General features: G+C 72.1%; 26 protein-coding genes. 16 read left to right on the plus strand and 10 right to left on the minus strand.

What is annotated here, in order from left to right; translation table 11 throughout:
• Window positions 1-32: 32 nt before the first annotated feature.
• A complete protein-coding gene (locus tag H5965_RS19835) occupies window positions 33-1,082 on the minus strand; it encodes a C40 family peptidase (protein ID WP_310971521.1) in 1,050 nt (349 codons plus the stop codon).
• A 442-nt stretch (window positions 1,083-1,524) separates the two neighbouring features.
• Here H5965_RS19835 and H5965_RS19840 point away from each other — a divergent pair, with 442 nt between their 5' ends.
• Complete coding sequence (locus tag H5965_RS19840) at window positions 1,525-2,355, plus strand: peptidoglycan-binding protein (RefSeq protein WP_310971522.1); 831 nt, start codon at window positions 1,525-1,527, stop codon at window positions 2,353-2,355.
• A gap of 82 nt (window positions 2,356-2,437) precedes the next feature.
• Window positions 2,438-3,256: an LLM class flavin-dependent oxidoreductase gene (locus tag H5965_RS19845; protein ID WP_310971523.1), complete on the plus strand. Its 819-nt coding sequence runs from the start codon at window positions 2,438-2,440 to the stop codon at window positions 3,254-3,256.
• Here the strand turns inward: H5965_RS19845 and H5965_RS19850 are convergent.
• Entirely contained in the window at window positions 3,198-4,151 is a 954-nt protein-coding gene (locus H5965_RS19850) for a threonine/serine dehydratase (protein WP_310971524.1), read from the minus strand. The genes H5965_RS19845 and H5965_RS19850 overlap by 59 nt on opposite strands.
• Before the next feature lie 84 nt (window positions 4,152-4,235).
• Between H5965_RS19850 and H5965_RS19855 the strand changes: the two genes are divergently transcribed.
• Window positions 4,236-5,111 carry a LysR substrate-binding domain-containing protein gene (locus H5965_RS19855; RefSeq protein ID WP_310971525.1) on the plus strand — a complete coding sequence of 292 codons (876 nt, stop codon included), beginning with the start codon at window positions 4,236-4,238 and terminating at the stop codon, window positions 5,109-5,111.
• Here the strand turns inward: H5965_RS19855 and H5965_RS19860 are convergent.
• The gene (locus tag H5965_RS19860; RefSeq protein WP_310971526.1) at window positions 5,101-6,024 is read right to left on the minus strand and encodes a LysR substrate-binding domain-containing protein; all 924 of its coding nucleotides are present in this window, start codon (window positions 6,022-6,024) and stop codon (window positions 5,101-5,103) included. The genes H5965_RS19855 and H5965_RS19860 overlap by 11 nt on opposite strands.
• 73 nt (window positions 6,025-6,097) lie before the next feature.
• Here H5965_RS19860 and H5965_RS19865 point away from each other — a divergent pair, with 73 nt between their 5' ends.
• Genes H5965_RS19865 through H5965_RS19875 form a run of 3 tightly spaced genes read left to right on the plus strand, consistent with a single transcriptional unit; the run spans window position 6,098 to window position 8,482 of the window.
• Window positions 6,098-7,000: an EamA family transporter gene (locus tag H5965_RS19865; RefSeq protein ID WP_310971527.1), complete on the plus strand. Its 903-nt coding sequence runs from the start codon at window positions 6,098-6,100 to the stop codon at window positions 6,998-7,000.
• 10 nt (window positions 7,001-7,010) lie between these two features.
• Complete coding sequence (locus H5965_RS19870) at window positions 7,011-7,901, plus strand: NAD(P)H-binding protein (RefSeq protein WP_310971528.1); 891 nt, start codon at window positions 7,011-7,013, stop codon at window positions 7,899-7,901.
• On the plus strand, window positions 7,898-8,482 hold the full coding sequence (locus tag H5965_RS19875) for a CPBP family intramembrane glutamic endopeptidase (protein ID WP_310971529.1): 585 nt from the start codon (window positions 7,898-7,900) through the stop codon (window positions 8,480-8,482). Before H5965_RS19870 ends, H5965_RS19875 begins: the two co-directional genes overlap by 4 nt.
• On the opposite strand, the gene H5965_RS19880 is transcribed toward H5965_RS19875, so the two are convergent.
• A complete protein-coding gene (locus tag H5965_RS19880) occupies window positions 8,451-8,735 on the minus strand; it encodes a hypothetical protein (RefSeq protein ID WP_310971530.1) in 285 nt (94 codons plus the stop codon). The genes H5965_RS19875 and H5965_RS19880 overlap by 32 nt on opposite strands.
• A 112-nt stretch (window positions 8,736-8,847) precedes the next feature.
• Here H5965_RS19880 and H5965_RS19885 point away from each other — a divergent pair, with 112 nt between their 5' ends.
• Window positions 8,848-9,708, plus strand: a complete 861-nt coding sequence (locus H5965_RS19885) for a helix-turn-helix domain-containing protein (RefSeq protein WP_310971531.1) — start codon at window positions 8,848-8,850, stop codon at window positions 9,706-9,708.
• 85 nt (window positions 9,709-9,793) lie between these two features.
• Window positions 9,794-10,264 carry a SecDF P1 head subdomain-containing protein gene (locus tag H5965_RS19890; RefSeq protein WP_310971532.1) on the plus strand — a complete coding sequence of 157 codons (471 nt, stop codon included), beginning with the start codon at window positions 9,794-9,796 and terminating at the stop codon, window positions 10,262-10,264.
• A gap of 3 nt (window positions 10,265-10,267) precedes the next feature.
• Here the strand turns inward: H5965_RS19890 and H5965_RS19895 are convergent, their stop codons facing one another.
• Window positions 10,268-10,738 (minus strand): MarR family winged helix-turn-helix transcriptional regulator, encoded by a 471-nt coding sequence (locus H5965_RS19895; RefSeq protein ID WP_310971533.1) that lies wholly within the window; start codon window positions 10,736-10,738, stop codon window positions 10,268-10,270.
• Between the two features lie 83 nt (window positions 10,739-10,821).
• Between H5965_RS19895 and H5965_RS19900 the strand changes: the two genes are divergently transcribed.
• Window positions 10,822-11,463: an NAD(P)H-dependent oxidoreductase gene (locus H5965_RS19900; protein ID WP_310971534.1), complete on the plus strand. Its 642-nt coding sequence runs from the start codon at window positions 10,822-10,824 to the stop codon at window positions 11,461-11,463.
• A gap of 6 nt (window positions 11,464-11,469) precedes the next feature.
• On the opposite strand, the gene H5965_RS19905 is transcribed toward H5965_RS19900, so the two are convergent.
• Complete coding sequence (locus tag H5965_RS19905) at window positions 11,470-11,670, minus strand: hypothetical protein (RefSeq protein WP_310971535.1); 201 nt, start codon at window positions 11,668-11,670, stop codon at window positions 11,470-11,472.
• A gap of 100 nt (window positions 11,671-11,770) precedes the next feature.
• On the opposite strand from H5965_RS19905, the gene H5965_RS19910 reads away from it, so the two are divergent.
• Both H5965_RS19910 and H5965_RS19915 read left to right on the plus strand, forming a co-directional pair.
• On the plus strand, window positions 11,771-12,277 hold the full coding sequence (locus H5965_RS19910) for an ATP-binding protein (RefSeq protein WP_310971536.1): 507 nt from the start codon (window positions 11,771-11,773) through the stop codon (window positions 12,275-12,277).
• Between the two features lie 65 nt (window positions 12,278-12,342).
• Complete coding sequence (locus H5965_RS19915; RefSeq protein ID WP_310971537.1) at window positions 12,343-12,969, plus strand: response regulator transcription factor; 627 nt, start codon at window positions 12,343-12,345, stop codon at window positions 12,967-12,969.
• On the opposite strand, the gene H5965_RS19920 is transcribed toward H5965_RS19915, so the two are convergent.
• Entirely contained in the window at window positions 12,950-16,312 is a 3,363-nt protein-coding gene (locus H5965_RS19920) for an indolepyruvate ferredoxin oxidoreductase family protein (RefSeq protein ID WP_310971538.1), read from the minus strand. The genes H5965_RS19915 and H5965_RS19920 overlap by 20 nt on opposite strands.
• A 145-nt stretch (window positions 16,313-16,457) precedes the next feature.
• Here H5965_RS19920 and H5965_RS19925 point away from each other — a divergent pair, with 145 nt between their 5' ends.
• Both H5965_RS19925 and H5965_RS19930 read left to right on the plus strand, forming a co-directional pair.
• Complete coding sequence (locus H5965_RS19925; RefSeq protein WP_310971539.1) at window positions 16,458-16,898, plus strand: Lrp/AsnC family transcriptional regulator; 441 nt, start codon at window positions 16,458-16,460, stop codon at window positions 16,896-16,898.
• A 593-nt stretch (window positions 16,899-17,491) separates the two neighbouring features.
• Window positions 17,492-18,721 (plus strand): DUF222 domain-containing protein, encoded by a 1,230-nt coding sequence (locus H5965_RS19930; protein WP_310971540.1) that lies wholly within the window; start codon window positions 17,492-17,494, stop codon window positions 18,719-18,721.
• Between the two features lie 384 nt (window positions 18,722-19,105).
• On the opposite strand, the gene H5965_RS19935 is transcribed toward H5965_RS19930, so the two are convergent.
• From H5965_RS19935 to H5965_RS19945, 3 genes are all read right to left on the minus strand, one after another.
• Window positions 19,106-20,104 (minus strand): hypothetical protein, encoded by a 999-nt coding sequence (locus H5965_RS19935; protein ID WP_310971541.1) that lies wholly within the window; start codon window positions 20,102-20,104, stop codon window positions 19,106-19,108.
• A 91-nt stretch (window positions 20,105-20,195) separates the two neighbouring features.
• Window positions 20,196-21,815 carry a thiamine pyrophosphate-binding protein gene (locus H5965_RS19940; RefSeq protein WP_310971542.1) on the minus strand — a complete coding sequence of 540 codons (1,620 nt, stop codon included), beginning with the start codon at window positions 21,813-21,815 and terminating at the stop codon, window positions 20,196-20,198.
• A complete protein-coding gene (locus H5965_RS19945) occupies window positions 21,812-22,585 on the minus strand; it encodes a cyclase family protein (RefSeq protein ID WP_310971543.1) in 774 nt (257 codons plus the stop codon). The genes H5965_RS19940 and H5965_RS19945 overlap by 4 nt, the downstream gene beginning before the upstream one ends.
• A 109-nt stretch (window positions 22,586-22,694) precedes the next feature.
• On the opposite strand from H5965_RS19945, the gene H5965_RS19950 reads away from it, so the two are divergent.
• The 3 genes from H5965_RS19950 to H5965_RS19960 are packed head-to-tail and all read left to right on the plus strand — an operon-like array spanning window position 22,695 to window position 24,953.
• Window positions 22,695-23,090: a GntR family transcriptional regulator gene (locus H5965_RS19950; RefSeq protein WP_310972014.1), complete on the plus strand. Its 396-nt coding sequence runs from the start codon at window positions 22,695-22,697 to the stop codon at window positions 23,088-23,090.
• A 10-nt stretch (window positions 23,091-23,100) separates the two neighbouring features.
• The gene (locus H5965_RS19955; protein WP_310971544.1) at window positions 23,101-23,985 is read left to right on the plus strand and encodes an ABC transporter ATP-binding protein; all 885 of its coding nucleotides are present in this window, start codon (window positions 23,101-23,103) and stop codon (window positions 23,983-23,985) included.
• Window positions 23,982-24,953, plus strand: coding sequence for a transporter (locus H5965_RS19960; protein WP_310971545.1), 972 nt, complete (start codon window positions 23,982-23,984; stop codon window positions 24,951-24,953). The genes H5965_RS19955 and H5965_RS19960 overlap by 4 nt, the downstream gene beginning before the upstream one ends.
• The last annotated feature ends 67 nt before the right edge of the window (window positions 24,954-25,020 follow it).

A 25,020-nucleotide genomic window follows, 5' to 3' on the forward strand; every position in this document is an offset into this window, starting at 1 on the left:
ACACTTCGCGGAACGGGGCACCGGTCGTGCGCTCAGGCCGTGGGGCGCGTGGCTCCCGCGTACTGGCTCATCAGCGGCGAGATCTTGACGACGTCGCCGCTCGTGGGCGCGTGCACCATCTTGCCGTCGCCGATGTACATCCCGATGTGGGACACAGGGGAGTAGTAGGCGACCAGGTCGCCGGGCTGCAGCTGGTCGCGCGACACCGGCGTGCCGAACCCGGCCTGGGCCGCCGAGTTCCGCGGCAGGGAGATCCCGGCCTGCTTGTACGCCCACTGCATCAGGCCGGAGCAGTCGAACGTGCTCGGCCCGGTGGCGCCCCAGACGTAGGCGCTGCCGAGCTTGCTCAGCGCCGCGTTGACCGCGGTCTGGGCCGCCGCGGTGGGCGCCTTGACGTTCGGCGCCGCCCCGCCGGTGTCCTTCTGGGCGGCCTTGTCCGCGTTGCTGAGGGACCGGCTCTGGGCCTCGATCTGGTCGATCTGGCCCTGCAGGTCCTTCTTCTTGGCCTCGATGTCCGAGGCCAGCTTCGCCGCCGCGTCCCGGGCGTCCTGTGCCTGCTTCGCCGCGTCGGCGGCCGTCTTCTCGGCCGCCGCGGCCTTGGCCGCCGCGCCGCTGAGGTTGTCCATCGCGGCGTTCTTGTCGGTCGCGATGACCTCGAGCGCCGCCGAACGGTCCAGGAAGTCCTGAGTGGACGTTCCGGCCAGCAGCGCCGACAGCTTGTTCATCTGGACGCCGCTGGTGAACGACGCACCGGCGAACTTGTCCACTTCGGACTGGTATTTCCGCTTCGCCTCGATCGCCTGGGCGCCGGCGTTCTTCGCGTTGGTGACGTCGGCGTTGGCCTTGTCGAGCTGGCCCTGCTTCGCGGTCAGGTCGTCCTGGGCGCGGAGCAGGTCCTCGTTGAGCTTTTCCGCCTGCGCCGCGAGTTCGCGGTACTTGGCGAGGGCGTCGGAGCCGGTGGGCGGCGCCTGGAGCACGGGGACGGGGGCGGCGGTGGCCGGCTGGGCCATGGTGACGACGGTGATCACCGAGGCCGCGGCGAGGGCACCTGACACCACGCGCTTGACGGGATGCGAACGCATTCTCGCGCGGGTCTCCTTTGCTGATCGGCCGCCGGCGGGTACCGGGACGGCGAGTCGGGGGCCTCGCCCGTCCCCGGGGCGTGCTCGACCGCAACAGGAAGAGCCCGCGGTGGGGGTCCGGTACCCGGCAGGGGGTGTCGGCGGCGATCTCGCGTCGCCGTCTGGGGACGACCGGGGGCCGCGAGATCTCGAACAGGTTACGAAACGAGCACGGGAGAGTCCAGTGGGGGTCCCTTGAAACTCTCCGTGACGCCGGTCAACACGGCTGGACCAGTGAAAACGGGCCCGAATGTGGCTGGAATTACATGCCGTCACCGGCCGACCCCCAGGGTGTCGAGGCGGCTTCGTGGTCGAGAACGGGCGAATCCGGTTTGTACGTCCCTTGTATCCGGTTGCGTGATTCTCCTCCCCACAACGAGATTCCGACCCATGGAGGACCAGGATGTTCACGAAGGCCGCCGTGCTCACGGCGCTCACCGCCGCGACGTTCGCCGTGGCCGCACCGGCCCAGGCCGAAACCGCGGCCACGACGGTGCTGCCCACGGCGAACATGGAGGCCGTGCTGAAGGCGGCCCAGATCGACCCGCGCCGCGCCGACGACACCCAGACCCCGGGCGCCCACGACAGCGTCCTGCTCGTCGAGCAGGCGCTGCAGGCGAAGGGGCTGCTCGACAGCCAGTACGTCGACGGCTACTTCGGCACCACCACCATCACGGCGTACTCGCAGTACCAGAAGTCGTTGGGCTACACCGGTCTCGACGCGTCCGGCCTGCCGGGCAAGACTTCGCTGGAGAAGCTGGGCGAAGGCCGGTACACGGTCACCAACCCGATTTCCGCCGGCAGCCACGTGACCTACCACGGCAAGACCCTCAACACCCGCACCAAGGCGATGCTCGTTGCGGCGGAAGGGAAAGCGGGCTTCCAGGTCACGCTGACGCAGGGCTCGTACAACGCGGGCGGTGTCGACGCTTCGGCCGGCACGCACGACGGCGGCGGCGCGATGGACATCTCGGTGTCCGGCATGTCGTCGACCAACCGCAACAACCTGCTGAAGGCGCTGCGCAACGTCGGGTTCGCGGCCTGGTACCGCACGCCGGCGCAGGGCTTCGACTACCACATCCACGCGATGGCCGTCTCCGACCCGGACCTGTCCTCGGGTGCGCAGCACCAGACCGGCGACTACTACCTGGGCATGAACGGCCTGGCCGGCCGCGGCGCCGACGACGGCCCGCAGGTCACCAAGGTCACCTGGGAGGAGTACCAGCGCGGCTGACGCCGGTGGTGCGCCCGGCCGTGGTGGCACGGCCGGGCGCACCGGTGGTTTGATCGAAGGACCAACGACGTGGGGGTGTTCGATGCCGCAGAAGGCGTTCCGGTTCGGCGTGGTCGCGGGCGCGACCGAGGGCGGCGCGAAGTGGCTGGCCACCGCTCGCCGGGCCGAAGAACTCGGCTATTCGACCGTGCTGTGCCCGGACAACCTGAACATGCCGACACCGACCGCCGCCCTCGCCGCGGCCGCCGCGGCGACCACCGAGCTGCGCGTCGGCTCGTTCGTTCTGGCCAGCCCGCTGCGCACGCCGCGGGCGGCGGCCTGGGAAGCGCACAGCCTGACCGTCGTCACCGACGGCCGGTTCGAGCTCGGGCTCGGCACCGGGCGGCCGGAAATGCGCCAGCAGGCCGGGGAACTCGGGCTCCCGTACGGTTCGGGACAGGACCGGCTCGACGCGGTTTCCGAGACGGTCGACCACGTCCGCCGGCTCGACGGCGACGGGCACACGCCGGTGATGATCGCCGCCGGCGGGCCGAAGGTGCGCCGCCTCGCCGGGCTGAAGGCCGACATCGTCACGATGGCCGGCGGCGTGCTGACCACCCGCGAGGAAATGACCGGGCACATTGAGGAAGTCCGTTCCGCGGCCGGTGATCGCGACATCGAGTTCGCGATGAACATCTGGGTCGTCGGCACCGAGGTCCCGCCGTGGATCCGCGGCTTCATCGGCGTCGACGCCGAGACGCTCATCGAGCACGACTCCCTCGGCCTGCTCCGCGGCGACGTCGACGAGATGGTGGCCGAGCTCGAACGCCGTCGCGAGGAACAGGGCGTGTCCTACTTCAGCGTCAACGGCGCGTTCCTCGAGGAGTTCGCCCCGGTGGTGGCGCGGCTTTCGGGGAAGTGAGCGTGGCGGGGTCGGTGTTGGCGCCGCAGAGCAGGACGGCCACGCGCTCGCCCGGCGACGGCCGGTAGGCGCCGGACAGCAGGGCAGCGAACGCGGTCGCCCCACCCGGTTCGACGGCGAGGCGGTAGCGGTCCCACAACGCCGCCCGCGCTTCGGCGATCGCCGTGTCCTCCACCAGCACCGAGCCCGCGTTGGTGCGGGTGGCGACGGCGAAGGCGATGTCACCGAGCCGGGTCGCGCCCAGGGAGTCGGCGGCGATGCCGGCGACGTCGACCGCGACCGGCTCACCCGCGGCCAGGGCGGAGTGCAGCGTCGGGATCGTGCGGGGCTCGACGCCGACCACCCGCGCCCGGCCTTCGACCGCGGCGGCGACCCCGGCCAGCAGGCCACCTCCGCCGACCGCGACGAGGATCGTGTCCAGGTCGCCGGCCTGCTCCAGCAGTTCGAGGCCGAGGGTGCCCTGCCCGGCGCAGATGTCCGGCTGGTCGTAGGCGTGGCAGAAGAGCTCGCCGGAGTCGGCTGCGTGTTTCACGGCCGCGTCGTAGGCGTCGGCGTACTTCTCGCCGGCCAATTCCACCGTCGCGCCGAGCTGCCGGAGTTTCGCGACCTTCACGGCGGGCGCCGTCGCCGGGACGTAGACCCGTGCCGGGAGGCCGAATTCCGAGGCGGCGTAGGCGACGGCGAGGCCGGCGTTCCCACCCGAAGCGGCGACAACGCCGTTCTGCTCGCCCGCGGCGATGATCCGGTTGAAGGCGCCGCGGGCCTTGAACGACCCGGTGTGCTGCAGGTGTTCCAGCTTGAACCACACGCCTTCGTCCGCGGCGAGCACCGGCGTCCGGCGGACCCGGCCCTCGATGCGCGCGGCCGCCCGTTCGACATCCGCAGTGCTGATCATGGCTCCAGCATGCGCGCGGCCCACCGTAAGCACCAGCGACGTCTCCTATGCTGGATTAAGCAGCACTTACGGCTGGAGGCTTCCGTGCTCGACGCCCACCGCCTGGCCGTGCTGGCCGAGGTCGCCCACGCCGGCTCGATCGCCGCGGCCGCGCAACGGCTTTCGTTCACACCGTCCGCCGTCTCGCAGCAGCTGGCGAAGCTGGAGCGCGACGTCGGCGCCCGCCTGCTGGACCGCCACGCCCGCGGCGTCACGCTCACGCCGGTCGGGGAGGCGCTGCTCGTCCACGCCGAGGCGATCGTCGGGGAGCTGCGGACGGCCGAGCGGACGGTCCGGGCGCTGCTCGACGAGGAGCTCACCGTCGGCACGTTCGCGAGCGCGGGCATGACCCTGGTGCCGGCCGCGCTCGCCGGCTTCCGCCGGGACCACCCCGGCGTGGCGCTGCGGCTGCTCGACCTCGAGCCGCCGGACGGGTACGGCCTGGTCAGTTCCCGCGAACTCGACCTGCTGATCACCCACCGGTATCCCGGCGCACCGCTGCCCGACCCGCGCGGCCTGCAGCGGTCGCTGCTGCGTTCGGAGCGGTTCCGGCTGATCCTGCCGAAGGGGCACGCGAAGGCGCACGCCCGCCGGCTCACCCTGCGGGCACTGGCCGCGGAGGACTGGATTTCCGGCAGCCCGGGCGTACCCAACCGCGCGTGCCTGGAGCAGCTCGCCGGCGCCGCGGGCGTGGGGCTGCGGGTGGCGTACGAGACGCGGGACTACCAGGTGATCGTGGCGCTGGTGGAAGCCGGGCTCGGCATCGCGTTCGTCCCGGAGAGCGTGCTCGAGCGGGTCGGGCCGGCCCGCGTCGAGGTCCGCGACGCGGCGGACGCCCGGCCGGAGCGGGAGATCTTCCTGGTGCACCACCGGCGCCCGGGCCGGTTGGTGACCGAGATGGTGGCGCGGCTCAGCCGGTGACCCGGCCCGCGCTTTCGAACCGCGCCGACGCCGCCCGCAGCGCGTCCAGGCAGGCCCGCACCGCCCCGCGGTCCTCCTCGCCCGCCCGGCAGACCGCGTGGATCGTGCGGCTCAGCGCCGGCCGCGTGGCCAGGATCCGCACCCCCTCCGGCACGCGGTCGCGGGCCAGCCGGGGGACCAGCGCCGCGCCGAGGTTGCCCGCCACCAGGGCCAGCTGGGTCGGGTAGCCGCCGACCGTGCAGCTGATCCGCGGCTCCAGCCGTTGCTTGCGCAGCACCCGGACCAGCCACTCGTGGCACCCCGAACCCGCGCTCCAGCCGATCCACGGCAGGTCGTCCACTTCGGACAGGTCGACCGTCTTGCGGTGGGCCAGCCGGTGCCCGGCCGGCAGGGCGAGGTCGGCGACGTCGGAGAACAGCGTGCTGCTCGCCGCCGACGGCGGGATCACCGTCGGGTGGTCGGTCCAGCTCTCCAGCACCGCGACGTCGAGGTCGCCGGCCAGCACGCGCGGCATCGTCTGCTCGGCCTCGCCCTCGTGCAGCGTCACCGCGAGCCGCGGGTGCTGCGCGGCGAGGGTGGCCAGCGCGGGCGGGAGCAGCGCGTGGACCGTCGTCGGGATCGCGCCGATCCGCAGCGGCCCGATGACGTCGTCGCGCAGCAGCTCCAGATCCGCCTTCGCCGTGGCGACCTGGGCGAGGATCCGCTCCGCGTGGCCGGCCAGCACGTGGCCCGCCTTCGTCAGCCGGACCCCGCGGCCGCGCGGCTCCAGCAGCGGCTGGCCGGCCTCGCGTTCCAGCTTCGCCAGCTGCTGGGACACCCCGGACGGCGTCACGTGCAGGGATTCGGCCGCCGCGGCGACCGAGCCGTGGGTGGCGACCGCGTGCAGCGCCCGCATCCGCTCAAGTCCGAACACGGTAGCGATGCTACCGAATTCCAGGCAGAAACATTCGCTTGTCCTTGACAGTCGGCGCCCGCACGCTGGAGGCGTGCTCACGACCGCCCCGACGCTCACTCGCCGCCTCGACCCGCGCCTGCTCGCCGCCCTCGGCAGTTTTTGCATCTCGCTGTCGTCGGTCTTCATCAAGGTTTCGCACGTCAGCGGCAGCACGAGCGCGTTCTGGCGCTGCCTGCTCGCCCTGCCGGTGCTGCTCGTGCTGGCCGGCCGCGAACGGCGCACGCCCGGCCGGCGCCGGGTGCTCCTGCCGCTGCTGGCCGGGACCGGGCTCGGCCTGGACTTCGTGCTCTGGGGCGAGGCGATCCCGCGGGTCGGCGCCGGCATCGCGACCGTGCTCCTCGCCGTGCAGGTGGTGATCGTGCCGCTGCTGGCCTTCGCGTTCCTGGCCGAACGGCCGTCGAAGCGGTTCCTCACCGCGGTGCCCGTGCTGCTCGCCGGGATCGTGCTGGCCGGCGGCTTCGCCGGCACCGGCTCGTTCGGCCCGGACCCGGTCACCGGCGCGGTCGCGGCGCTGCTGGCCGGCGCCGGGTACGCCGGCTACCTCTTCCTGATCCGGCTCAGCGGCGGCACCGGCACGCAAGCGCACTCACTGGTGCTGGCCACGGTCTCCGCCGGGGTGGTCGCCGTCGTGCTCGGCGTCCCGACCGGCACGCTCGACCTGACCCCGGGCTGGCCCGCGTTCGGCTGGCTGATCGCGCTCGCCGGCGTCGGCCAGCTGGCGGGCTGGCTGCTCATCTCCGCCGCGCTGCCCCGGATGTCCGCGACCACCGGGGCGACGCTGATGCTGCTGCAGCCGGTCGGCGCGGTCCTGCTCGGCATCGGCCTGCTCGGGGAGACGCCCGGGTGGGCGCAGCTGATCGGGTGCGCCGGGGTCGTCGCCGCGGTCTGCTTCGCCGGCGGCGGACGATCTGCGCGCGAAGGCCGTCCCGGCTAACGTCGCGGGCATGCGGGTGCTGGTGGCAGGGGCGTCGGGGTTCGTCGGCAGCCGGTTGTGCCCGGCGCTCGAGGCGGCCGGCCACGAGGTGCTCGCGATGACCCGCCACCCCGCGAAGTACCGCGGCGCCGGGAAAGCCGTCCGCGGCGACGTCGCCGACGTCGGTTCGCTGCGGGACGCGCTCAAGGGCGTCGAAGCCGCGTACTACCTCGTGCATTCACTCGACAGTGCGGACTTCAAGCGCCGTGACGCCGATGCCGCGCGCGCGTTCGCCCGGGCCGCGGAAGGCCTGCGCCGGATCGTCTACCTCGGCGGGCTCGGGGACGACGACGATGCGCTGTCCGAGCACCTGGCCAGCCGGCGCGAGGTCGAACGGTTGCTGGGAGAGTCCGGCGTGCCGGTGACGGTGCTGCGCGCCGGGATCGTGATCGGCCACGGCGGCACGTCGTGGGAGCTGACCCGGCAGCTGGTCGAGCACCTGCCGGCCATGGTGACCCCCCGCTGGGTCACCACGCGGACGCAGCCGATCGCGATCGCCGACGTCGTGCGTTACCTCGTCGGTGTGCTCGACCACCCGGAGGCCGCGGGCCGGACGTTCGACATCGGCGGCCCGGAAGTGCTGGCCTACCGCGACATGCTGCAGCGGGTGGCGGCGATCGAGGGCCGGCCGCTGCTGATCCTGCCGGTCCCGCTGCTGTCCCCGCGGCTGTCGTCGTACTGGCTGTCGCTGGTCACCGACATCGACGTCCCGACCGGGCGGGCGCTGATCGACTCGATGACCAACGAGGTCGTGGTCCGCGACGACGCGATCCGCCGGATCGTCGACTTCGAGCCGATGGGCTACGACGAAGCGGTGCTGCAGGCCCTGGGCGAGCGCGCGAAGAGCCGGCGGCCGGCGTGAAGCCGGTCCTCGCCGCGGTGACCGCCGCCGGATCCGGCCTGCTCGGCGCGTCACTGGCCAGCCGCCCCGGATCGCGCCGCTTCCACGTGCTGACGGTCTCGGTCGCGGCCACCTGGCTCGCCGGGGCCCGGGTCGCCGGGCCGGTCCGCCGGGGGAGCGCGGACGTCGTCCAGCCGGTGGCCGTGGGCGCGGGCGCGTTCGGCGTGTTCTACGGGTGCGCGCTGGTGGCCCGCCGCATCCCGCTGTTGCGCCGCGCGATCGCCGGGGTCCTGGACCACGCCCGCCGCGGCCCGACGGCCTCGGTGGCGGCGACGACGTTGCTCACGGGAGCGGCGGAGGAGGTCTTCTTCCGCGGCGCCCTGTACGACGCGTCGGGGGCCCGGGTCGCCACGGCGGTGTACGTGCTTTCCACGACGGCGACCCGGAACCCGGCGCTCGTGCTGGCGTCGGCGGTGATGGGCACGTTGTTCGCGTGGCAGCGCGGCCGGTCGGGCGGGGTGCAGGCGCCGCTGCTGACGCACGTGGTCTGGTCGGCGCTGATGCTGGCCTTCATGCCGCGCCTGTTCCCGCCCGAGGGGTGACGTCGTCCCGGCCGCTGGGTCTCCGGCCGCGGAACCGGTGGCCGACGGCGCCGCAGAGCACCCCGGCCGCGGCGGAGGACGGGCCGGACGCGGCCAGGCCCACGACGAGGACGCCGACCAGGATCGCCGCGATACCGCCGGCGACGCAGAGCAGCTTGCGCATGTCCTTCGAGCGGGCCCGGGAGCTCATCACCCACTTCAGGAAATCGAACAGGTCCGCGGAGTTCGTGGTGCCGGTGCTTGAGGAGTTCATGTCTCCAGAAGACCCGCTCCGCCGCGCGTTTCACAGCGATCCGAACGAAGCCGGAACGATGCGAACGGGAGCGGACGGGCCGGAACGGGACGCGTAACACGCCGGTCGGCTGGTGCGACCGGTTGATGTGGTCGTTTCCCCCTCTTCCGGCCTGTTCGGCGATCTGGTGCCGGAGCAGGCGAACAGCGTCGCCGACTTCGCCGGCTTGCTGCGGCAGGTCCGGTCGCGCTCGGGGATGACGTACGACGAACTGGCCAAGTCGTCGTCGAACCGCCCGAAGTCGCTAGCCAAATCGACCATGACCGACCTGTTCAACGGAACCCGGCTGCCTCGCGAGCACCAGCTGGTGACGATCCTGCTCGCATGCGGGTTGCCCAGCGAAGCGCTCGGCCCGTGGCAGCGGGCACGGGCCCGGCTGGAGACGAGCACCGGCCCGCAGGAGCTCGATCTGGTCGTGGTCCGGAACGACTTCGACGACTTCTCCCGCGACCTGGGTGACCGCCTCGCCGAGGCCCGGCAGGAAGTGTCCGATCTGCGGCGGCGGGAGCAGGACCTGGCGGCCCGCCTGGCCCGCGAGGAGACCAAGTGCCGGCAGCTGGAAGCGGACCTGGAACGGTTGCGCGCCGGCCGGGCGGTGGCCGGAGCGGTGGTCTCGCCGGGTGACGTGCAGCGCGAGCAGGATCTGCGTGTCCTGCACGGTCGCGAACGTGCGCACATCGAGAACATGCGGGTCGAGCTGGCGGAGATCAACCAGGCCCGACGCCAGGCCGAAGAGCAGGTCGAGCTCGTCGCGGCCGAGTCGAAGGACAGCCGGCACCAGCTGGGCCGGGTCGTCGACTTCATGGAACTGCACTTCACCCGGGCCGAGTACGAGCGCCGCGAGCGGGAGAAGCTGGAGAGCCGGCTGGAGGAAGCGCAGCGGCGGATAGCGCAGCTGCAACGAGTCCTGGCCATGTACCAAGAACCCCTCTGACCGCGCTTCCCGGAAGTCCGCTTTTCCACCAGGATGACCCCTTGTGCGGATCCTCCTCGCGGCTGCGGTTCCGCCCCGTGCTGGGGTGAGCTGCCGCCCGGGCCGGCGGCCGGCCCGCCGGGGCAGCGGCAGAGCACGGACCCGGCCGCTCAGGAGGCTGCGGCCCGCGCTCGACTGCGCGCCGGACGCGCCGGACACCCCGGACGGCCGGGACGATCCGGCGCTCCCACTGGTGAGCTGCGACCCCGGCACGGGCAGCCGGTTCGTCCTCGGCCCGGGGTTCCTCAGCGGCGCTGACGTGGGCTGGGTGGAGGCCCGGCTCGATCCGGCGACGGGAAGCTCCGTCGTCAACCTCAGCTTCAGCACGGCCGGGGCGCGGACGTGGGCGGAGAGGACCGGCAGCAACGTCGGCAAGCAGGTCGCGATGGTCGTGAAGAGCCGGGTGCTCACCGCGCCGCAGATCCAGGCGGCCATCACCGACGGCGCCACGCAGATCACCGGGAAGTTCACGCTGCCGGAAGCGCAGCAGCTGGCGCGGGACATCGCCGGCGCGTGACGCTCAGCAGGGCGGCGTCTCCCGGCAGGCCTCCACGCCGGTCTTGCGCGTCGCCTGCTGCAACAGCTCGTAGAGCGTCTCCCGCTGCTCGTCGCTCAGCCCGCTGAACACCTCGTCCTCGACCGCCGTCAACGCGAACTCCGCCCGCGCCAGCAGCTTCGCGCCCACGTCGGTCAGCTCGACCAGGTGACGGCGGCGGTCCTCGGGCGACCGGCGCCGCGCGATCAGGTTCTCCGTCTCCAGCTCGTTGAGCAGGGTCACCACGTTCGTGCTGTCCATTTCCAGGATCTTCGCCAGGTCCTGCTGCGAGCTGCCGCCGCGGTCGCGCAGCACCGTGAGGGGGATCAGGTGCCGCGGCCGCAGGCCGAGCGGGGCCAGCACCGACTCGCTGCGCAGCCGCAGCCGGCGCGCTAGGTGGTCGACCAGCGCGCCGCAGCGGTGCGGGGGCTGGTTGACGACCGGGAGCGAGGTCATGCCGCCCAGTATATGGGCAGTCCAATGGTCGATGTGCTATCAATGGTTTGTCCTACACCAACGATCTATGGACGGCTAACGACATGGCTCATCTCCTGCACATCGACTCGAGCATCCAGGGCGACGCCTCGGTGAGCCGGCGGCTCAGCGCGCGGGCCGCGGCGGCGTGGCGCTCCGCGCACCCGGACGGCACCGTCACCTACCGCGACCTGGGCGCCCACCCGATCCCGCACGTCGACGCGGCCGGCGCCATGGCCGGGCGGGTGCCACCCGCGGAACACACGCCCGAGCAGGCGGCGGTTTGGGCGCGGACGGTCGAGCTCGTCGAGGAGGTCAAGGCGGCCGACACCGTGCTGCTCGGCCTGCCGCTGTACAACTTCGGGCCGCCGAGCACCGTCAAGACCTGGGTCGACCACCTCATCGCCCCGGGCCTGTCGGTCGACCCCGAGACCAACGCCGGCCTGCTCGGCGGCCGCGAGTTCGTCGTGCTGGCCAGCCGGGGCGGCGGCTACGGCGAGGGCACGCCGCGCGAAGGCTGGGACCACGCCCAGCAGTGGCTCCCGCACGGCGTTTCCCTCACCGGCCTGGAGCCGCGCTTCATCACCGCCGAGCTGACGCTGGCGCCGGTCCGCCCGGCCCTGGCGGAACTCATCCCGCTCGCCGAAGAGAGCCTCGCGGCGGCGGAACGCGCCATCGACGAGCTGTGGGTCCCGGCCCGGGTCTGAGCCCGGTCAGGAGTCCGCGGCGGCGGGCCCGAGGTCGAGGAGCTGCTCGAAGAACCCGCCGATGCCCCCGTGACGTCCGGCCGCGCGGCGAAATACGCGCGGCCGGCGTCGAACTCCTCGAAGATCGGGCCACACCTCGACCGCCTTCGCCTGCGCGCCGAGCAGCCGCTCGACGGGCTCGGCCTCGTCCTCGAGCAGCTCACCCAAGGCCCCGACGGTGGCAACGCCCGGCCCGGGCGGTACCGTGCCGCGGCGGGCGGACTGACGTGGTGCGGCACAGGCGCACCTTGGGCGAGGAAGGTCGGGTTTGAGCGCGCACACCTCCCAGATGGACGACATCCGGCTCGTCGCGCAGCCCAGCGCGCTGCCGGTGACCGAACTGTTCGTCCGCCTGATTCTCACCGACTGGTCCCTGCTGCCGATGCTGGAGCAGGTGACCGCCACCGCGAAACGCCTGGTCGAGGCCGTGATCGACGCGAGCGACCCGAAGGCGCCCGCCTTCGTGACGCTGCGGCTGCGGCTGCGCGCCGAGGTGCTGTCGATCGAGGTCGACGACGACGTCCCCGGACGGCCGGACACCCCGGCCCGCCCCGGCGAGCGGCTCGGCGTCTCGCCGGCCGACGGCGGCGGCCGCACCACCTGGTGCGAACTGCAGCTGCCGGGCGGCATGACCGCGCGGCAGGTGCGCCTGCCCCGCCGCCAGGACCGTCGGACGCTCGTCGACGAGCCGGTCTCCGGCGATCCGGTGGCCGCCGACCCCGAGGTCCTGGAACGCCTGCTGACCCGGCTGAGCGGCTGGTCCGGCCAGAGCTGAACGTTTTGCCCCGTACGTCCGTGCACCCAGGCAGGGGATGACGCGGACGCGAGGAGGCAGCCGTCGTGCGGATCGTGATCGCGGAGGACGACGCCCTGCTGCGCGAGGGGCTGGTGCTGCTCCTGCGCAGCGAGGGGTTCGAGGTCACCGCCGCCGTCGACCACCCGGACGACCTGGTGGCGACGGTCGGCGCCGAAGAACCGGACCTGGCCGTCGTCGACGTCCGGATGCCGCCGACGTTCACCGACGAAGGGCTCCGCGCCGCCCTCGAAGCCCGGCGCCGCGTCCCCGGCCTGGCGATCCTCGCGCTGTCGGCGTTCGTCGAAGACGGCTACGCGGGCGACCTCCTGGCCGCCGGCGGCGGGGGAGCCGGGTACCTGCTCAAAGAGCGCGTCGGCAAGCCCGACGAGTTCCTCGACGCCCTCCGGCGGGTCGCGGCGGGCGGCACGGTCCTGGACCGCGACGTCGTGGCGGTGCAGCTGGCCCGGCCCCGGCCCGGCGACCCGGTGGCGACGCTGACTCCCCGCGAGCGCGAGGTGGTGGCGTTGCTGGCCGAGGGCCATTCGGTGCCGACGATCGGGCGGCTGCTCGGCATCGGCACCGCCGCGGCCCGGCAGCACGCCGGGGACGTCAGCACGAAGCTGCGCGTCCCCGACGGCGCCCAGGCGATGCTCAGCTACCTGCGGGCGTGAGGACTTCGGCCTGCCGTTCGCGGTACTTCGCCACGTTGGCGAGCTTGACGTCCTCGTAGCCGCGGACGAGGTCGGGCAGTTCGGCCAGGGCCAGCGCCCGTGCTCGATCCCGGGTCCGGAACGCCTCCAGCACCACGCTGCGGTAGTCCTCGATCAGCTCGCGCTCGACCCGCCGCACCTCGGCGCGGCCGAACGGGTCGAAGCGGGTCCCGCGCAGCCGTCGCAGCGCGTGCAGCAGCCGGAACGCCGGCCGGAACCACGGGCCGAGGCTGATCTTGCGCCGCATCCCGAGTGCCCGCAGGACCGGCGGGTGCAGCCGGTAGGCGTACTTCGTGCCCGCGCCGAACTGCTCTTCGAGGCCGTCGGTGAAGGCCGGGTCCAGCGACAGGCGGGCGACCTCGTACTCGTCCTTGTACGCCATCAGCTTGTACAGGTGCTTCGCGACGGCTTCGGTGATTTCGGTCGGCCCGTCCTCCAGCACCCGGACCCGCTCGACGAACTCCGCGTACGCGTGGGCGTAGGCCTTGTCCTGGTAGGCGACCAGGTCGGGGATCCGGATGTCGAGCAGCCGCGCCAGCTCGGAGCCGGGCTCGGCGTGCACCAGGGCCCGCATCGGGTGCGGCTTCGCCGTCGCGGGCCGGGTGGCGGCCGCCGGGGGCTCGGCGACGAGCAGGCGGCCGCGGCGGAACGCCTGCAGGTTCGCGGCGACCTGGGTGCCGTTCAGCTCGATGGCGCGTTCGATCACCGACGCGGGCAGCGGGATCGCGCCGGTCTGGAACGCCGCGCCGAGCTGCAGCACGTTGGCGAACTGGTCGTCGTCGAAGAACTCCTCGGCCAGCCCGCGCGCGTCCAGCGACACCGTGCGCTTCGCCGCGGCTTCGAGAGGCGCGAGCACGCTGCCGGGCTCCGGGAAGGAGACCGTCGTGTCGACGACCATCCGGCCGGTCGGGATCTCGGTCGTGGAGACGACGACGGTGGTGCGGGCCGGATCGGCGGCCTTCAGGTTCGCCGCGTCCGCCCCGACCAGCGCGTCACAGGCCAGGTAGAGGTCGCACTCGCCGGCCGCCAGCTTCGGGGCCTGTTCGACCGGCTCCGCCGTCACCTTCAGGTCGGAGACGACCGCGCCGCCCTTCTGCGCGAGCCCGGTCTGGTCGAGCGTGCGGACGTGCCGTCCGTCGAGGACCGCGGCGGTGGCGAGGATCTGCGTCACGGTGACCACGCCGGTGCCGCCGATCCCGGTGATCCGCACGGTGAAGTCTGCGTCCTGGGTTTCCGGTGCGGGAACGGCGTCGGCCGCCAGTTCGACGGCCTTCCGGCGCCGCTTCTTCCCGGACGGCACCACGGTGACGAACGACGGGCAGTCCCCGGCCAGGCAGGAGTAGTCGACGTTGCACGACGACTGGTGGATCGCGGTCTTGCGGCCGAACTCGGTCTGCACCGGTTGCACGGACAGGCAGTTCGACTTGGTGCCGCAGTCGCCGCAGCCCTCGCAGACGCGCTCGTTGACGACCACGCGCGTGGCGGGCGCGGTCTGCTTGCCGCGCCGGCGCTTCCGCCGCTTCTCGGCCGCGCACTCCTGCTCGTGGATCAGCACGGTGACGCCCTTGACCGCGGCCAGTTCCTCCTGCGTGCGCAGGAGTTCGGAGCGGTCGCGGACCTCGACGCCCGCGGGGAGCTTCCGGTGTTTCGCGGGGGCGTCGCTGGTGATCACGACCCGCTTCGCACCCTCGACCAGCAGCAGCTGGGCGACCTTCTCGACGGGCAGGCCGCCGACGGCGTCCTGGCCGCCGGTCATCGCCACGGCGGAGTTGTAGAGCAGCTTGTAGGTGATGTTCACGCCGGCCGCGACCGCCGCGCGCACGGCGAGGCTGCCGGAGTGGGTGAAGGTGCCGTCGCCGATGTTCTGGACGAAGTGCTGCGCCTCGACGAACGGCGCCATGCCGATCCACTGGGTGCCTTCGCCGCCCATCTGCGTCACACCGAGGACGGTGCCGACCTGGTCGGGCTCCATGAACAAGGCCATGGTGTGGCAGCCGATGCCGCCGCCGACGAGCGTGCCTTCCGGGACCTTCGTCGACGAGTTGTGCGGGCAGCCCGAGCAGAAGTACGGCGTGCGGGCGAGCAGCGGGACGGCGATGCGCTCGCGGCGACGGCGTCCGCGGTAGGCCTCGACCGGCGGGATGTCCCGCGGCAGGACCCTGGCCAGGCCGGCGGCGATGCCGTCCGGGTCCAGTTCGCCGAGTTCGGTGAACAGCGTCCGGCCGTCGTGGTCCTTCTTGCCGATGATCCGCGGCGCGTTTGTCGTGCCGTACAAGACCTCTTTGAGCGCGGTCTCGACAAACGCGCGCTTCTCCTCGACGACGACGATGTCGTCGAGACCGTCGGCGAACTCGCGGACGATCGCGGGTTCCAGGGGGTGGATCGCGCCGAGCTTGAGGATGCGGATGCCGTGCTCGCCCTCGTCGAGGCCGAGGGTGCGCAGTGCCTGCTGGAGGTCTAGATAGGACTTGCCGACGGCGACGATGCCGATCCGGTCGGCCGGTCCGCGGGCGGTGATCCGGTTGACGGTGCTCGCGCGCAGGTAGTCGAGGACCAGCGGGAGGCGGACGGTGAAGAGGCTGCGTTCCAGCTCGGCGAGGCTCGCGCCGAGCAGCCGGGACGTCGGCGTGTGCCGGTAGGCCTTCTCGATGCGCGGTGCGGTCCACCGGGGACTGACGGTGGCGGTGCCGGACGCGTCGGCGACGTTGGCGACGACCTTCAGCGACGTCCACAGCCCGCTGGCCCGCGACAGCTCGACGGCGTGCATCCCGAGGTCGAGGACGTCCTGGGCGTCGGCCGGGAAGAGGACGGGGATGGCCAGGTCGGCGAGGGCGAGCTCGGACGCGCAGGGGACGGTGGACGACTTGGCGTTGGGATCGTCGCCGACGAGGGCGACCGCCCCGCCCCGCGGGTCGGTGCCGGCGAGGTTGGCGTGACGGAGGGCGTCGCTGGCCCGGTCGAGACCGGGGGCCTTGCCGTACCAGAAGCCGGTGACCCCCCGCTTCCCGCCGGCCCCGGCGACGAGCTGGCTGCCCATGACCGACGTCGCGGCGAGCTCTTCGTTGAGGCCGGGCCGGTGCACGACGTCGTGCTTCTCCAGCAGCGTCGCGCGGCGGCCGAGCTCGAGGTCGTAGCCGGCCAGCGGCGAGCCCTCGTAGCCGGAGACGAAGACGGCGGGGTCGCCCCCGTGGGCGCGGTCGTGGCGGACGCGGTCGAACAGCAGCCGGACCAGGGCCTGGACCCCGGTCAGGTGCACGGTCCCGGCCTCCCGCAGATAGCGGTCTTCCAGCGTGAACGTCTCCACGGCGCGCTCCCTTCGTTTCGGGGCACGATGCGACGTGGACCACAGTGGCGCAACAGGCGGTGTGGCTTTGTCGACCTCGACGCAACTTTCAGTGGTCGTTCGCGGCTTTCGGTACTGATTTTTGCGTCCGGCTACGCTGCGACGCATGCCTGAAGAGCTACTCGACGCCACCGACCACGAAATCCTCGGCCTCCTGCGCGAGGACGCCCGCCGGACGCTGTCGGACATCGCCGCCCGCGTCACGCTGTCCACGGCGGCGGTCAAGCGCCGCATCGACCGGCTGCGGGAGAGCGGGGTGATCACCGGGTTCACGGTCCAGGTCGACCACGCGAAGCTGGGCTGGGGGATCGAGGCGTTCACCGAGCTGAGGTTCGTCGGCAACACGAAGGTGGCCGAGATACTCCGGACGACCACGAGGATGCCGGAGGCCCAGGCGGTGTTCACGATCGCGGGCGACCCGGACGCCCTGGTGTGGCTGCGCGTCCGCGACATGGCCCACCTGCAGAAGACGATCGACGAGATCCGCCGGCACCACCAGGTGACGGGGACGAAGACGTTGATCGCCCTGGAATCCTGGTCGCGGTAGCCCGTGGAGGTCGTGACGCTGGCCCGGCGGCCGGATCTTTTCGAGGCGGTGTACGCGATCCCGTATCCGCCGGGCTCGCCGCGGTTCATGGAGGGGAGCTTGCTCGCCCGCGGGCGGCAGGTGGCTCGGCGCTGGCCCCATCTGGTGGTGGCGTTGCTGGGGGTGGGGCACCGGCTGCCGAGGACGCGCTCGACGGTGTCGCTCCGGATACCGCTTGCGGCCTGGACATCGCGGTGCATCCTTCGTGCCAGGGGCGGAGACTGTCATCGGTGGTGCTCGCCGCGATGCGGGAAGCTGTTGCGGCGGCTGGGCTTTCGTCGCTGGTCATTCCGGTTCGGCCGCCGGACAAGGATCCTGGTGTTTCCATGGCGGAGTACGCGTCCGCTTTGGCCGATTGGCGGCGGTGGACCGGGTTGCCGTTCGATCGTGACGGGTTGGTCGTGGTTCCCGGAGCTCTTGCGCCGGTTTTTGTGTCCACTGTGGATGATTATGCGGTGTACGTTGAGGCCAACGTTTGGGTGTCCCATGGTGTGACTGGGGGTTGTACCCGTTCGAGTGGTGAACTTGTGTTCGATGGTCGGTAATCTTGGGCTATGTCCGACAGCGGTTCTTCGTCTGCCGAGGCGGTGGCTTTGGCCGACCGTCTCGGTGAGTTGCTCGCGTGTATGCGGTCTGCGGAGGCGGAGTTGGGGGCGCTGGTGGTGGAGATCGAGCAGCGTGGGGTGATGGAGGTGTTCGGCTACCGGTCTGTTGCCCGGTTGCTGGAGCATCTCGGTGACCTTCCGAGGTCGGCGGCGGAACGTCTGGTGAGGCGTGCTCGTTTGGTCAATCCGGGCCGTAACCTGGATGGCACCCCGATCCCGGCGTTGGCGCCGGGCACGGGTGTTGCTGCCTTGTCTGGGTCGCTGAGTGCTCCGATGATCGACACGATCACCGGGGTGCTGGCCGAGGTGCCGCCTGAGCATCGTGACCGCGTCGAGGCTGATCTGTTGGCGTTCGCGGCCGAGGCCGGGCACAAGCAGGTGGCGGTCCTCGGTTCCCGGATCCTTGCTCATCTCAACCCTGATGGTGCCGAACCCGACGACACCGAACCTTCGACTCCCACCCGGGAACTGTTCCTGCGTCGCCGAAGATCCGGGGTCTGGGTGTTGAACGGCAAGTTCGACGACGAGACCGGCACCCGCGCCAGCGCCCTGCTCGATGCGCTGGCCGAGCGCCGCACCGGCGACGACGGCCCCGACCACCGCGCGATGCCGCAGCGTTACGGCGATGCGTTCTCCGACGCGGTCGACCTGGCGTTGAATTCCCCGGATTTGCCGATGCAGGCCGGGGAACGGGCTCACGTCATGGTCGCGGTCTCCCTCACCGACCTGCAGTCCGGCACCGGCACCGCGACCCTCGGCGACACCGGCACCATGACCGCCGCCGAAGCCCGGGTCCACGCTTGCGACGCCATGATCATTCCGGCGGTGCTGGGCGCCAAGAGCGAACCGCTCAACCTGGGTCGCCTCCGCCGCCTCATCTCCGCCGGGCTTCGCCGGGCGTTGTTCCTGCGCGACCGCGGCTGCGCGTTCCCTGGCTGTCACCGCCCACCGCGGCACTGCCAAGGCCACCACATCCGGCACTGGGCCGACGGCGGCCCCACCAACCTCAACAACCTGGTGTTGATGTGCGCCCACCACCACCGGCTGCTGCACCGCTCCGGCTGGGAAGTCCGCATCGCCCCCGACGGCCTCCCCGAATTCCTTCCACCGATCTTTCTCGACCGGCGCCGAAAACCCCGGCGCAACAACCTCCACGAACCGCTGCCATTCGCAGCCTGAACACGGGAAAGGCCCGCAGTCACACGGCTACGGGCCTACACCCGCGTCCCTCGCCCGCAAGCTCGCCGCGAAAGGTCGCGCCATCGCTGCGCAGCCTCGCCACGGTCGCGCAGCTTCGCCCATCGCTGCGCAGTCTTGGCACGGTCGCGCAACTTCGCCCCATCGCCGCGCAATCTCGCCCACCGTGGCGCGTCCTTTCTTCAGCCCGCGCAACGTCGTCTGGCGGCGCGCGAACTTCCCTCACCGCGCAGCCTCGCCCCGCCGCCGGGCGACGTCGCCCCACCGCCGCGCAGCCTCGCCCGGCCGCCGGGCGATGTCACCCATCGCCGCGCAGCCTCGCTCGTCGCCGTGCGACCCTGTCGCCTCCGGGGCCACTCCGGCCCCTCAACCTCGCAGCAAGACCCCAGAAGTCCGCTCCCGCTCGAAGAACGTCTCCGGCCACTCGATCGAATCCGGCGGCGCATCGATCGCCGCCGCTCGGCGGCGGAGTTCCGATACGTACTCCGTGTCCAACGCCGCCCGGGCCGACAACGGCTCGCGCAGCAACAGATCCGCCGGGCCCTCGTACAAATACGCGTCCACTCCCGGATACCCTCGCGTTCCCGGCGGATACTCCCGATTGACCGGGAAGTACGTCGTCTCCAGGGAATCCAGCCACGAACCCTTCAACGGCACCAAAGCCGGCCACGTCCCCAGCTGCCGCTCCAATCGCGCGTTGTCCGTCGTGAACCCCCGGTGGTCCGCGATCACGTACGCCGCCCCCGGATAGGAACGTTCCAGTTGGGCTACCGCTGCGCTGCCTCCGTTGTGGGTCAGGTGCCCCAAGCCGAACAGCATCAAGGCCTTTCGGTTCTTCTCCAGCACCTGGGTCTTCACCACCGACACGATCGAAGCGTCGCGGTCCAGGAACGGGTCCAGGTCCGCCGGTGACCGGACTTGGCTCCAGTCGACCGGGGGATCGGTGGCCAGCACCCGGATCTTGCGTGCCGCCGGCAACGTCGTGTTGACCTGGCGGACCAACGCGAACAGCTGCTCGTAGAACGTCGAAAATCCGCAGCTCGGCTGCGTCGTGTCGCGCCACACGTGGCTGATCTGCGGGACCTCGGCCCCGAAGATGTACGCGTCCAACATCGGCTGCAAACGCGCGTTGCCGCACTCCACCGCTATGTCGTTCACCCGGCCCGGAAACCTGGGGTCGCGGATCAGGTCGAACACGAACGTCCCCACGTCGGGGCTGGACTTTGCCACGATCGGGTGGCTGCCGAACGCTGCCAGCACCCCTGCCACCGGGTCGGGGCGCTGCTGGCCCGCGTCCGCCGGGGCGGCCAGCAGAACGCCGGCCAGCAGAACGCCCGCCATCAGTACGGCCATGAATCGTCGCATGCGAGTTCCTCGGGTAGTTCCCCCACTGTCTTACGACTGTAAGACAACTCGGTCAGCATCCCGGCGCCCCACGCCCCTTGTCAAGGGTGGGTCAGTGGCGGAACGCCTCCGTCAGCCACCAGGATCCGCCGTCGTCGGCGATCTTGGCGTCGATCACCAGGGGACCCGATTGCGGCCCCGCGAGCCAGTCGCGCACCGGGGACAGGTCCGCCGCCGCCCGGACCGTGATGCCCGTGCAGCCGAAGCCGCGGGCGATGGCCGCCAGGTCGGAATCCGGGAAGCGGACCGTCGCCATGTCCGCGTCGCCGAAGTGGTGGATCTCCGCTCCGTACGCCGCGTCGTTGTACACGATCACCACCAGTGGCAGGCCCAGGCGGACCGCTGTGTCCAATTCGGACAGTGCCATGTGGAACCCGCCGTCGCCGGTGCCCAGGACCGGCAGGCGGTCCGGGCGGGCCAGTGCCGCTCCGATGGCCGTTCCCAGGCCCAAGCCGATGCTCTGGAACGCCTGCGTGAAGCAGAACCCTTGCTCGTCCGGCACCGACAGGTACGCGCTCGGGTAGCCCATGAAATTGCCCGAGTCGATCGAGACGATCCGCTCGGCGGGCAACAGCTCGTCCAGGAGCCTGCTCAACGTCCTGGGGTCGATGCGGCCGTCACCGGAGAGGTCCTCGTGCGCGACGTCGTTCCAGCGTCCCCCCGCGATCCGGGCCGCCACCTCGTCCGTGCGGTAGCCCGGGCTCGAACAGGCCAGGGCGAGGACGTCCGACGCCGTGCACCCGACGTCGCCGACGACGCCCAGGTCGATCGGGCGGTGCGCGCCGAGCGCCGCCTGCTCGAGGTCGACCTGGGCCAGCTTCGCGTGCGGGCTCAGCAGCTTGCCGTGGCGGGTGGTCCACATGTTCAGCGCGCAGCCCCAGCCGATGACCAGGTCGGCGCCCACGATCAGCTCGGCCGCCGCCGGGGAGGCGAAACCACCCGAGATGCCCAAGGCGAACGGGTCGCCGTGGAACAGGCCGTGCGCCACGGCGGACGTCGCCAGCAGGGCGCCGCACCGCGCGGCCAGCTCCCGCAGCACGTCCCCGCTCGAACGGGCGCCGCGGCCGGCGATGAACACCGGGCGCTCGGCCGCCGCCAGGAGGTTCGCCAGCGCCGCCACCGCAGCGGCGTCCGGCCGTACCGGGGCGGGGCCGGCCGGCACCGGCGGCGGGGACGAGTCCGGTGCCGGCTGGGCCTGGACGTCGAGGGGCAGGTTCAGCACCACCGTCCGGCGCTGCTGCCGGGCCGTGCGGACCGCCCGCACCGTGTCGGCCACCGCGCTCTCGGGTGAGTGCACGCGCTCCGGCACCGCGCCGACCGCCGCGGCCAGGCCGTCCTGGTCGATGCGGAAGTTCGACAGCACCGACGCGCCCGCGGAGTCCGCCGTGAGCACCAGCATCGGCGTCCGGCTCTTGGCCGCCTCCGTGATGCCGGTGACCGCGTTGGTCAGGCCGCAGCCCTGGTGTAGCGACAGCACCGACACCTCGCCGCTCATCCGGGCGTACGCGTCGGCCATGCTCGCCGCGCCGCCCTCGTGGCGGGCGGCGACGAACCGGACGCCGCCCGCCCGCAGCGCGTTCGTCACCTCGAAGTTGCCGCTGCCCACCACCCCGAACGCCGTGCCGACGCCGAGGCCGGCCAGGGTCCGGCCGACCAGTTCGGCGATGTTCACCGCTCCACCAGGGCCAGCACGCGGGCCGGGCTGCCCGAGCCGCCGACGATCGGCAGCGGGGAGACCAGCAGCAGCACACCGGTCGGCGGCAGTGTCGCGAGGTTCTGCAGCTGGGTCAGACCGTGCTTGCCCGCGCCCAGCAGCAGTTCGTGGCAGGGGAACATCGGCTCGAGACCGGGCGCCTGACCCGCGTCGGTGCCGACCGTCTCCACGCCGAGGCCGGTGATCGGCGTTTCCTCGGCGAGCCACCGCGCGCACTCGGGCGAGACGCCGGGGGTGTGCGAGCCGGTCTCGTCGGCGTTGAGGAACTCCTCCTGGTCGCCGCTGCGGGTGTCCCAGCCGGTGCGGTAGAGAAGCCAGCCGCCGTCCGGCAGGGGCCCGTGCTCCGCCGTCCACGCGCGGACGTCGTCGATCGACAGCAGGAAGTCCGGGTTCTCGGCCGCCCGGGCCGAGAAGTCGAGCACGACCGCGGGCGCCACCAGCGTCTTCAGCGGCACCCGCGAGACGTCGTGACCGTCCTTTCCGGACACCCAGTGCACCGGGACGTCCAGGTGGGTGCCGGTGTGCTCGCCGGTGTGGATGTCGTTCCAGTACCACCGCGGCCCGCGCTCGTCGTAGCGGCTGATCTCTTCCAGGCGGAACGGGATCGTGTTGGCGAACGGCTCGGGCAACCGCAGGATCGGCGTGCTCGAGCTCAGGGGAGCGGTCAGGTCGACGATCTCGACCGCTCCGCCCGCGATCGCCTTGCCGAGCTCGTCCAACAACGACATGCCTGCCTCCCGGTGCCGGTGTGCGCGTCCGATCGAGACCTTATGCCTTGACAGCCGTGCGCCGGGAGGTGTTGTCTTAATGTCGTAAGACAATAGAAGGGTGGGCAGGGTGATCGAGTTCGTGCTCGACGGCCGTTCCCGGGTCGCCACGTACATGCAGCTCGTCGTCCAGGCGAAGCAGGCGCTGCGCGTCGGCCTGCTGCGGCCCGGCGACCAGCTGCCGAAGGTGCGGGACGTGGCCGAGGCGCTGGCGATCAACCCGAACACCGTGCTCAAGGCCTATCGCGAGCTGGTGCTGGAAGGGCTGGCCGAAGGCCGCCCGGGGGTCGGCACGTTCGTCACCGGCAGCCTGGCCGGGCCGTCGCTGGGCAGCCAGGGGCAGCTGCGTGACGAGCTGGTGGCCTGGCTGGAACGCGCCGAAGCCGCCGGGATGTCGCCGGACGACATCGCCGCCCTCATCGAGACCACGATCCGCGGCACCCGGGTGCCGCACGACCTGTCGTAGGGAGTCCGGAATGGAACTGGCGGTGGAAGCCGCGGCGCTGGGCAAGCGCTACGGCCGCACCTGGGCGTTGCGCGATTGCGCGCTGGAGGTGCCTGCCGGGCGGATCGCCGCGCTGGTCGGCCCGAACGGCGCGGGCAAGACGACGCTGCTGCACCTGGTCGTCGGCCTGCTGAAACCCGACGAGGGCGAGGTGCGCGTCTTCGGGCGGGCACCGCACGCCGCTCTGACGGACATCGGGTTCGTCGCGCAGGACACCCCGCTCTACCGCGACTTCACCGCGGCGGAGCTGGTCACCATGGGCGGCAAGCTCAACCGCCGCCGCTGGGACGCCGCGCTGGCCCGCGACCGGCTGGCCATGCTCGGCATCCCGCCGCACCAGGCGGTGGGGAAGCTCTCCGGTGGCCAGCGCGCCCAGGTCGCCCTGGCCCTGGCGCTGGCCAAACGCCCCCGGCTGCTGCTGCTCGACGAGCCCATCGCCAGCCTCGACCCCCTGGCCCGCCGCGAATTCATGCAGACGCTGATGGGTGCGGTGGCCGAGAGCGAGACCACCGTGCTGCTGTCCTCGCATCTGCTCGCCGACCTCGAACGCAGCTGCGACCACCTGATCGTCCTGCAGCGGTCCCGCGTCCGGCTGGCGGGTCCGGTCGACGAGCTGCTCGCCGGCCACTGCACGCTCACCGGCCCGCGGGCCGGGAGCGAATCCATCGCCGGGGTCGCGGAGGTGGTCCGGGCGAGCCACACCGAACGCCAGTCGACCATGCTGGTCCGCCGGGGCGACGGCCCGATCGATCCACTGTGGACGGAGCACGAAGTGACCCTGGAAGACGTGGTGCTCGCGCACCTCGCCGAGGCGGAGACCCGCGTTCCGGCGTCCGCGTGGGAGGTGCCGGCGTGATCTGGCTGGTTTGGCGGCAACACCGCAAGCAGGCGCTGTTCACCCTCGCCGCGCTGGCCGCGCTCGGCGCGCTGATGGTGCCCACGGGCCTGGCGATGCACGCGAAGTACGACAGCCTCGGCCTGGGTGCCTGCCGGGCCGCGCTCGGCAACGCGTCGCTGATCACGCAGACCGAAGCCGTTTCGCGGTGCGAAAGCCTCGGCCACCAGTTCCAGCAGGAGTTCGGCGGCGTGGTGTTCATCGCCGTCCTGTTCGTGGTGCTGCCGGTGCTCGTCGGTGTGTTCTTCGGCGCGCCGCTGGTGGCCCGCGAGGTCGAGCAGGGCACCCACCGTCTGGTGTGGACGCAGGGGGTGACCCGCCTGCAGTGGGCGCTGGCCAAGTTCGGCCTGGTCGGGGCGATGACCACCGTGCTGTCCGTCGGGTACGCGCTGGGCGTGTCGTGGTGGTTCCGGCCGCTGGTGAGCGCGAGCACCGGCCGGCTGAACTACCTTTCGTTCGACGTGCAGGGGATCGTCCCGATCGCGTACACGCTGTTCGCGCTGGCGCTGGGCGTCTTCGCCGGGACGCGGTGGCGGAAGGTCCTGCCCGCCATGGGGATCGCCCTGGTCGGGTTCGCGGCGGTCCGCGTCGCGATCGAGGTCCTCGCGCGGCCGCGGTACCTGCCCGCGCAGAGCCTCACCTTCTCGCCGACCGGCGGGCAGACGCCGAACCCGGCGTCCGGCAACTGGGTGATGGACGTCGGGGTCCGCAACGCGGCCGGGGACCTCGTCCTGCCGAACGCGCAGCTCGGCCCGTGCCCGCCCGGCGGCTGCGGTGACGACTCGGCGGGCCCCGGGGCGGCCAACTGGCTGCAGTACCAGCCGGGGGACCGGTTCTGGCTCTTCCAGGGCATCGAGACCGGGATCTTCGTGCTCCTGGCGGCCGCGCTGGTGTTCTTCGCCCTCCGCCGGCTGCGCACGATCGCCTGAGATCACGCACCGGCCGCCGGCCCGGGTTCGTGAGTTTTCCACGGCCGCCCGGGGTTCAGCGGCCGAT

This window comes from Amycolatopsis sp. 505, assembly GCF_031625235.1.
Taxonomy (GTDB): domain Bacteria; phylum Actinomycetota; class Actinomycetes; order Mycobacteriales; family Pseudonocardiaceae; genus Amycolatopsis.

Excerpts from the sequence above, each read along its gene's own strand:
- H5965_RS19835 (WP_310971521.1), bottom strand. The coding sequence starts at position 1,082 with ATGCGTTCGCATCCCGTCAAGCGCGTGGTGTCAGGTGCCCTCGCCGCG.
- H5965_RS19840 (WP_310971522.1), top strand. The coding sequence starts at position 1,525 with ATGTTCACGAAGGCCGCCGTGCTCACGGCGCTCACCGCCGCGACGTTC.
- H5965_RS19845 (WP_310971523.1), top strand. The coding sequence starts at position 2,438 with ATGCCGCAGAAGGCGTTCCGGTTCGGCGTGGTCGCGGGCGCGACCGAG.
- H5965_RS19850 (WP_310971524.1), bottom strand. The coding sequence starts at position 4,151 with ATGATCAGCACTGCGGATGTCGAACGGGCGGCCGCGCGCATCGAGGGC.
- H5965_RS19870 (WP_310971528.1), top strand. The coding sequence starts at position 7,011 with ATGCGGGTGCTGGTGGCAGGGGCGTCGGGGTTCGTCGGCAGCCGGTTG.
- H5965_RS19880 (WP_310971530.1), bottom strand. The coding sequence starts at position 8,735 with ATGAACTCCTCAAGCACCGGCACCACGAACTCCGCGGACCTGTTCGAT.
- H5965_RS19895 (WP_310971533.1), bottom strand. The coding sequence starts at position 10,738 with ATGACCTCGCTCCCGGTCGTCAACCAGCCCCCGCACCGCTGCGGCGCG.
- H5965_RS19900 (WP_310971534.1), top strand. The coding sequence starts at position 10,822 with ATGGCTCATCTCCTGCACATCGACTCGAGCATCCAGGGCGACGCCTCG.
- H5965_RS19925 (WP_310971539.1), top strand. The coding sequence starts at position 16,458 with ATGCCTGAAGAGCTACTCGACGCCACCGACCACGAAATCCTCGGCCTC.
- H5965_RS19930 (WP_310971540.1), top strand. The coding sequence starts at position 17,492 with ATGTCCGACAGCGGTTCTTCGTCTGCCGAGGCGGTGGCTTTGGCCGAC.
- H5965_RS19935 (WP_310971541.1), bottom strand. The coding sequence starts at position 20,104 with ATGCGACGATTCATGGCCGTACTGATGGCGGGCGTTCTGCTGGCCGGC.
- H5965_RS19945 (WP_310971543.1), bottom strand. The coding sequence starts at position 22,585 with ATGTCGTTGTTGGACGAGCTCGGCAAGGCGATCGCGGGCGGAGCGGTC.
- H5965_RS19955 (WP_310971544.1), top strand. The coding sequence starts at position 23,101 with ATGGAACTGGCGGTGGAAGCCGCGGCGCTGGGCAAGCGCTACGGCCGC.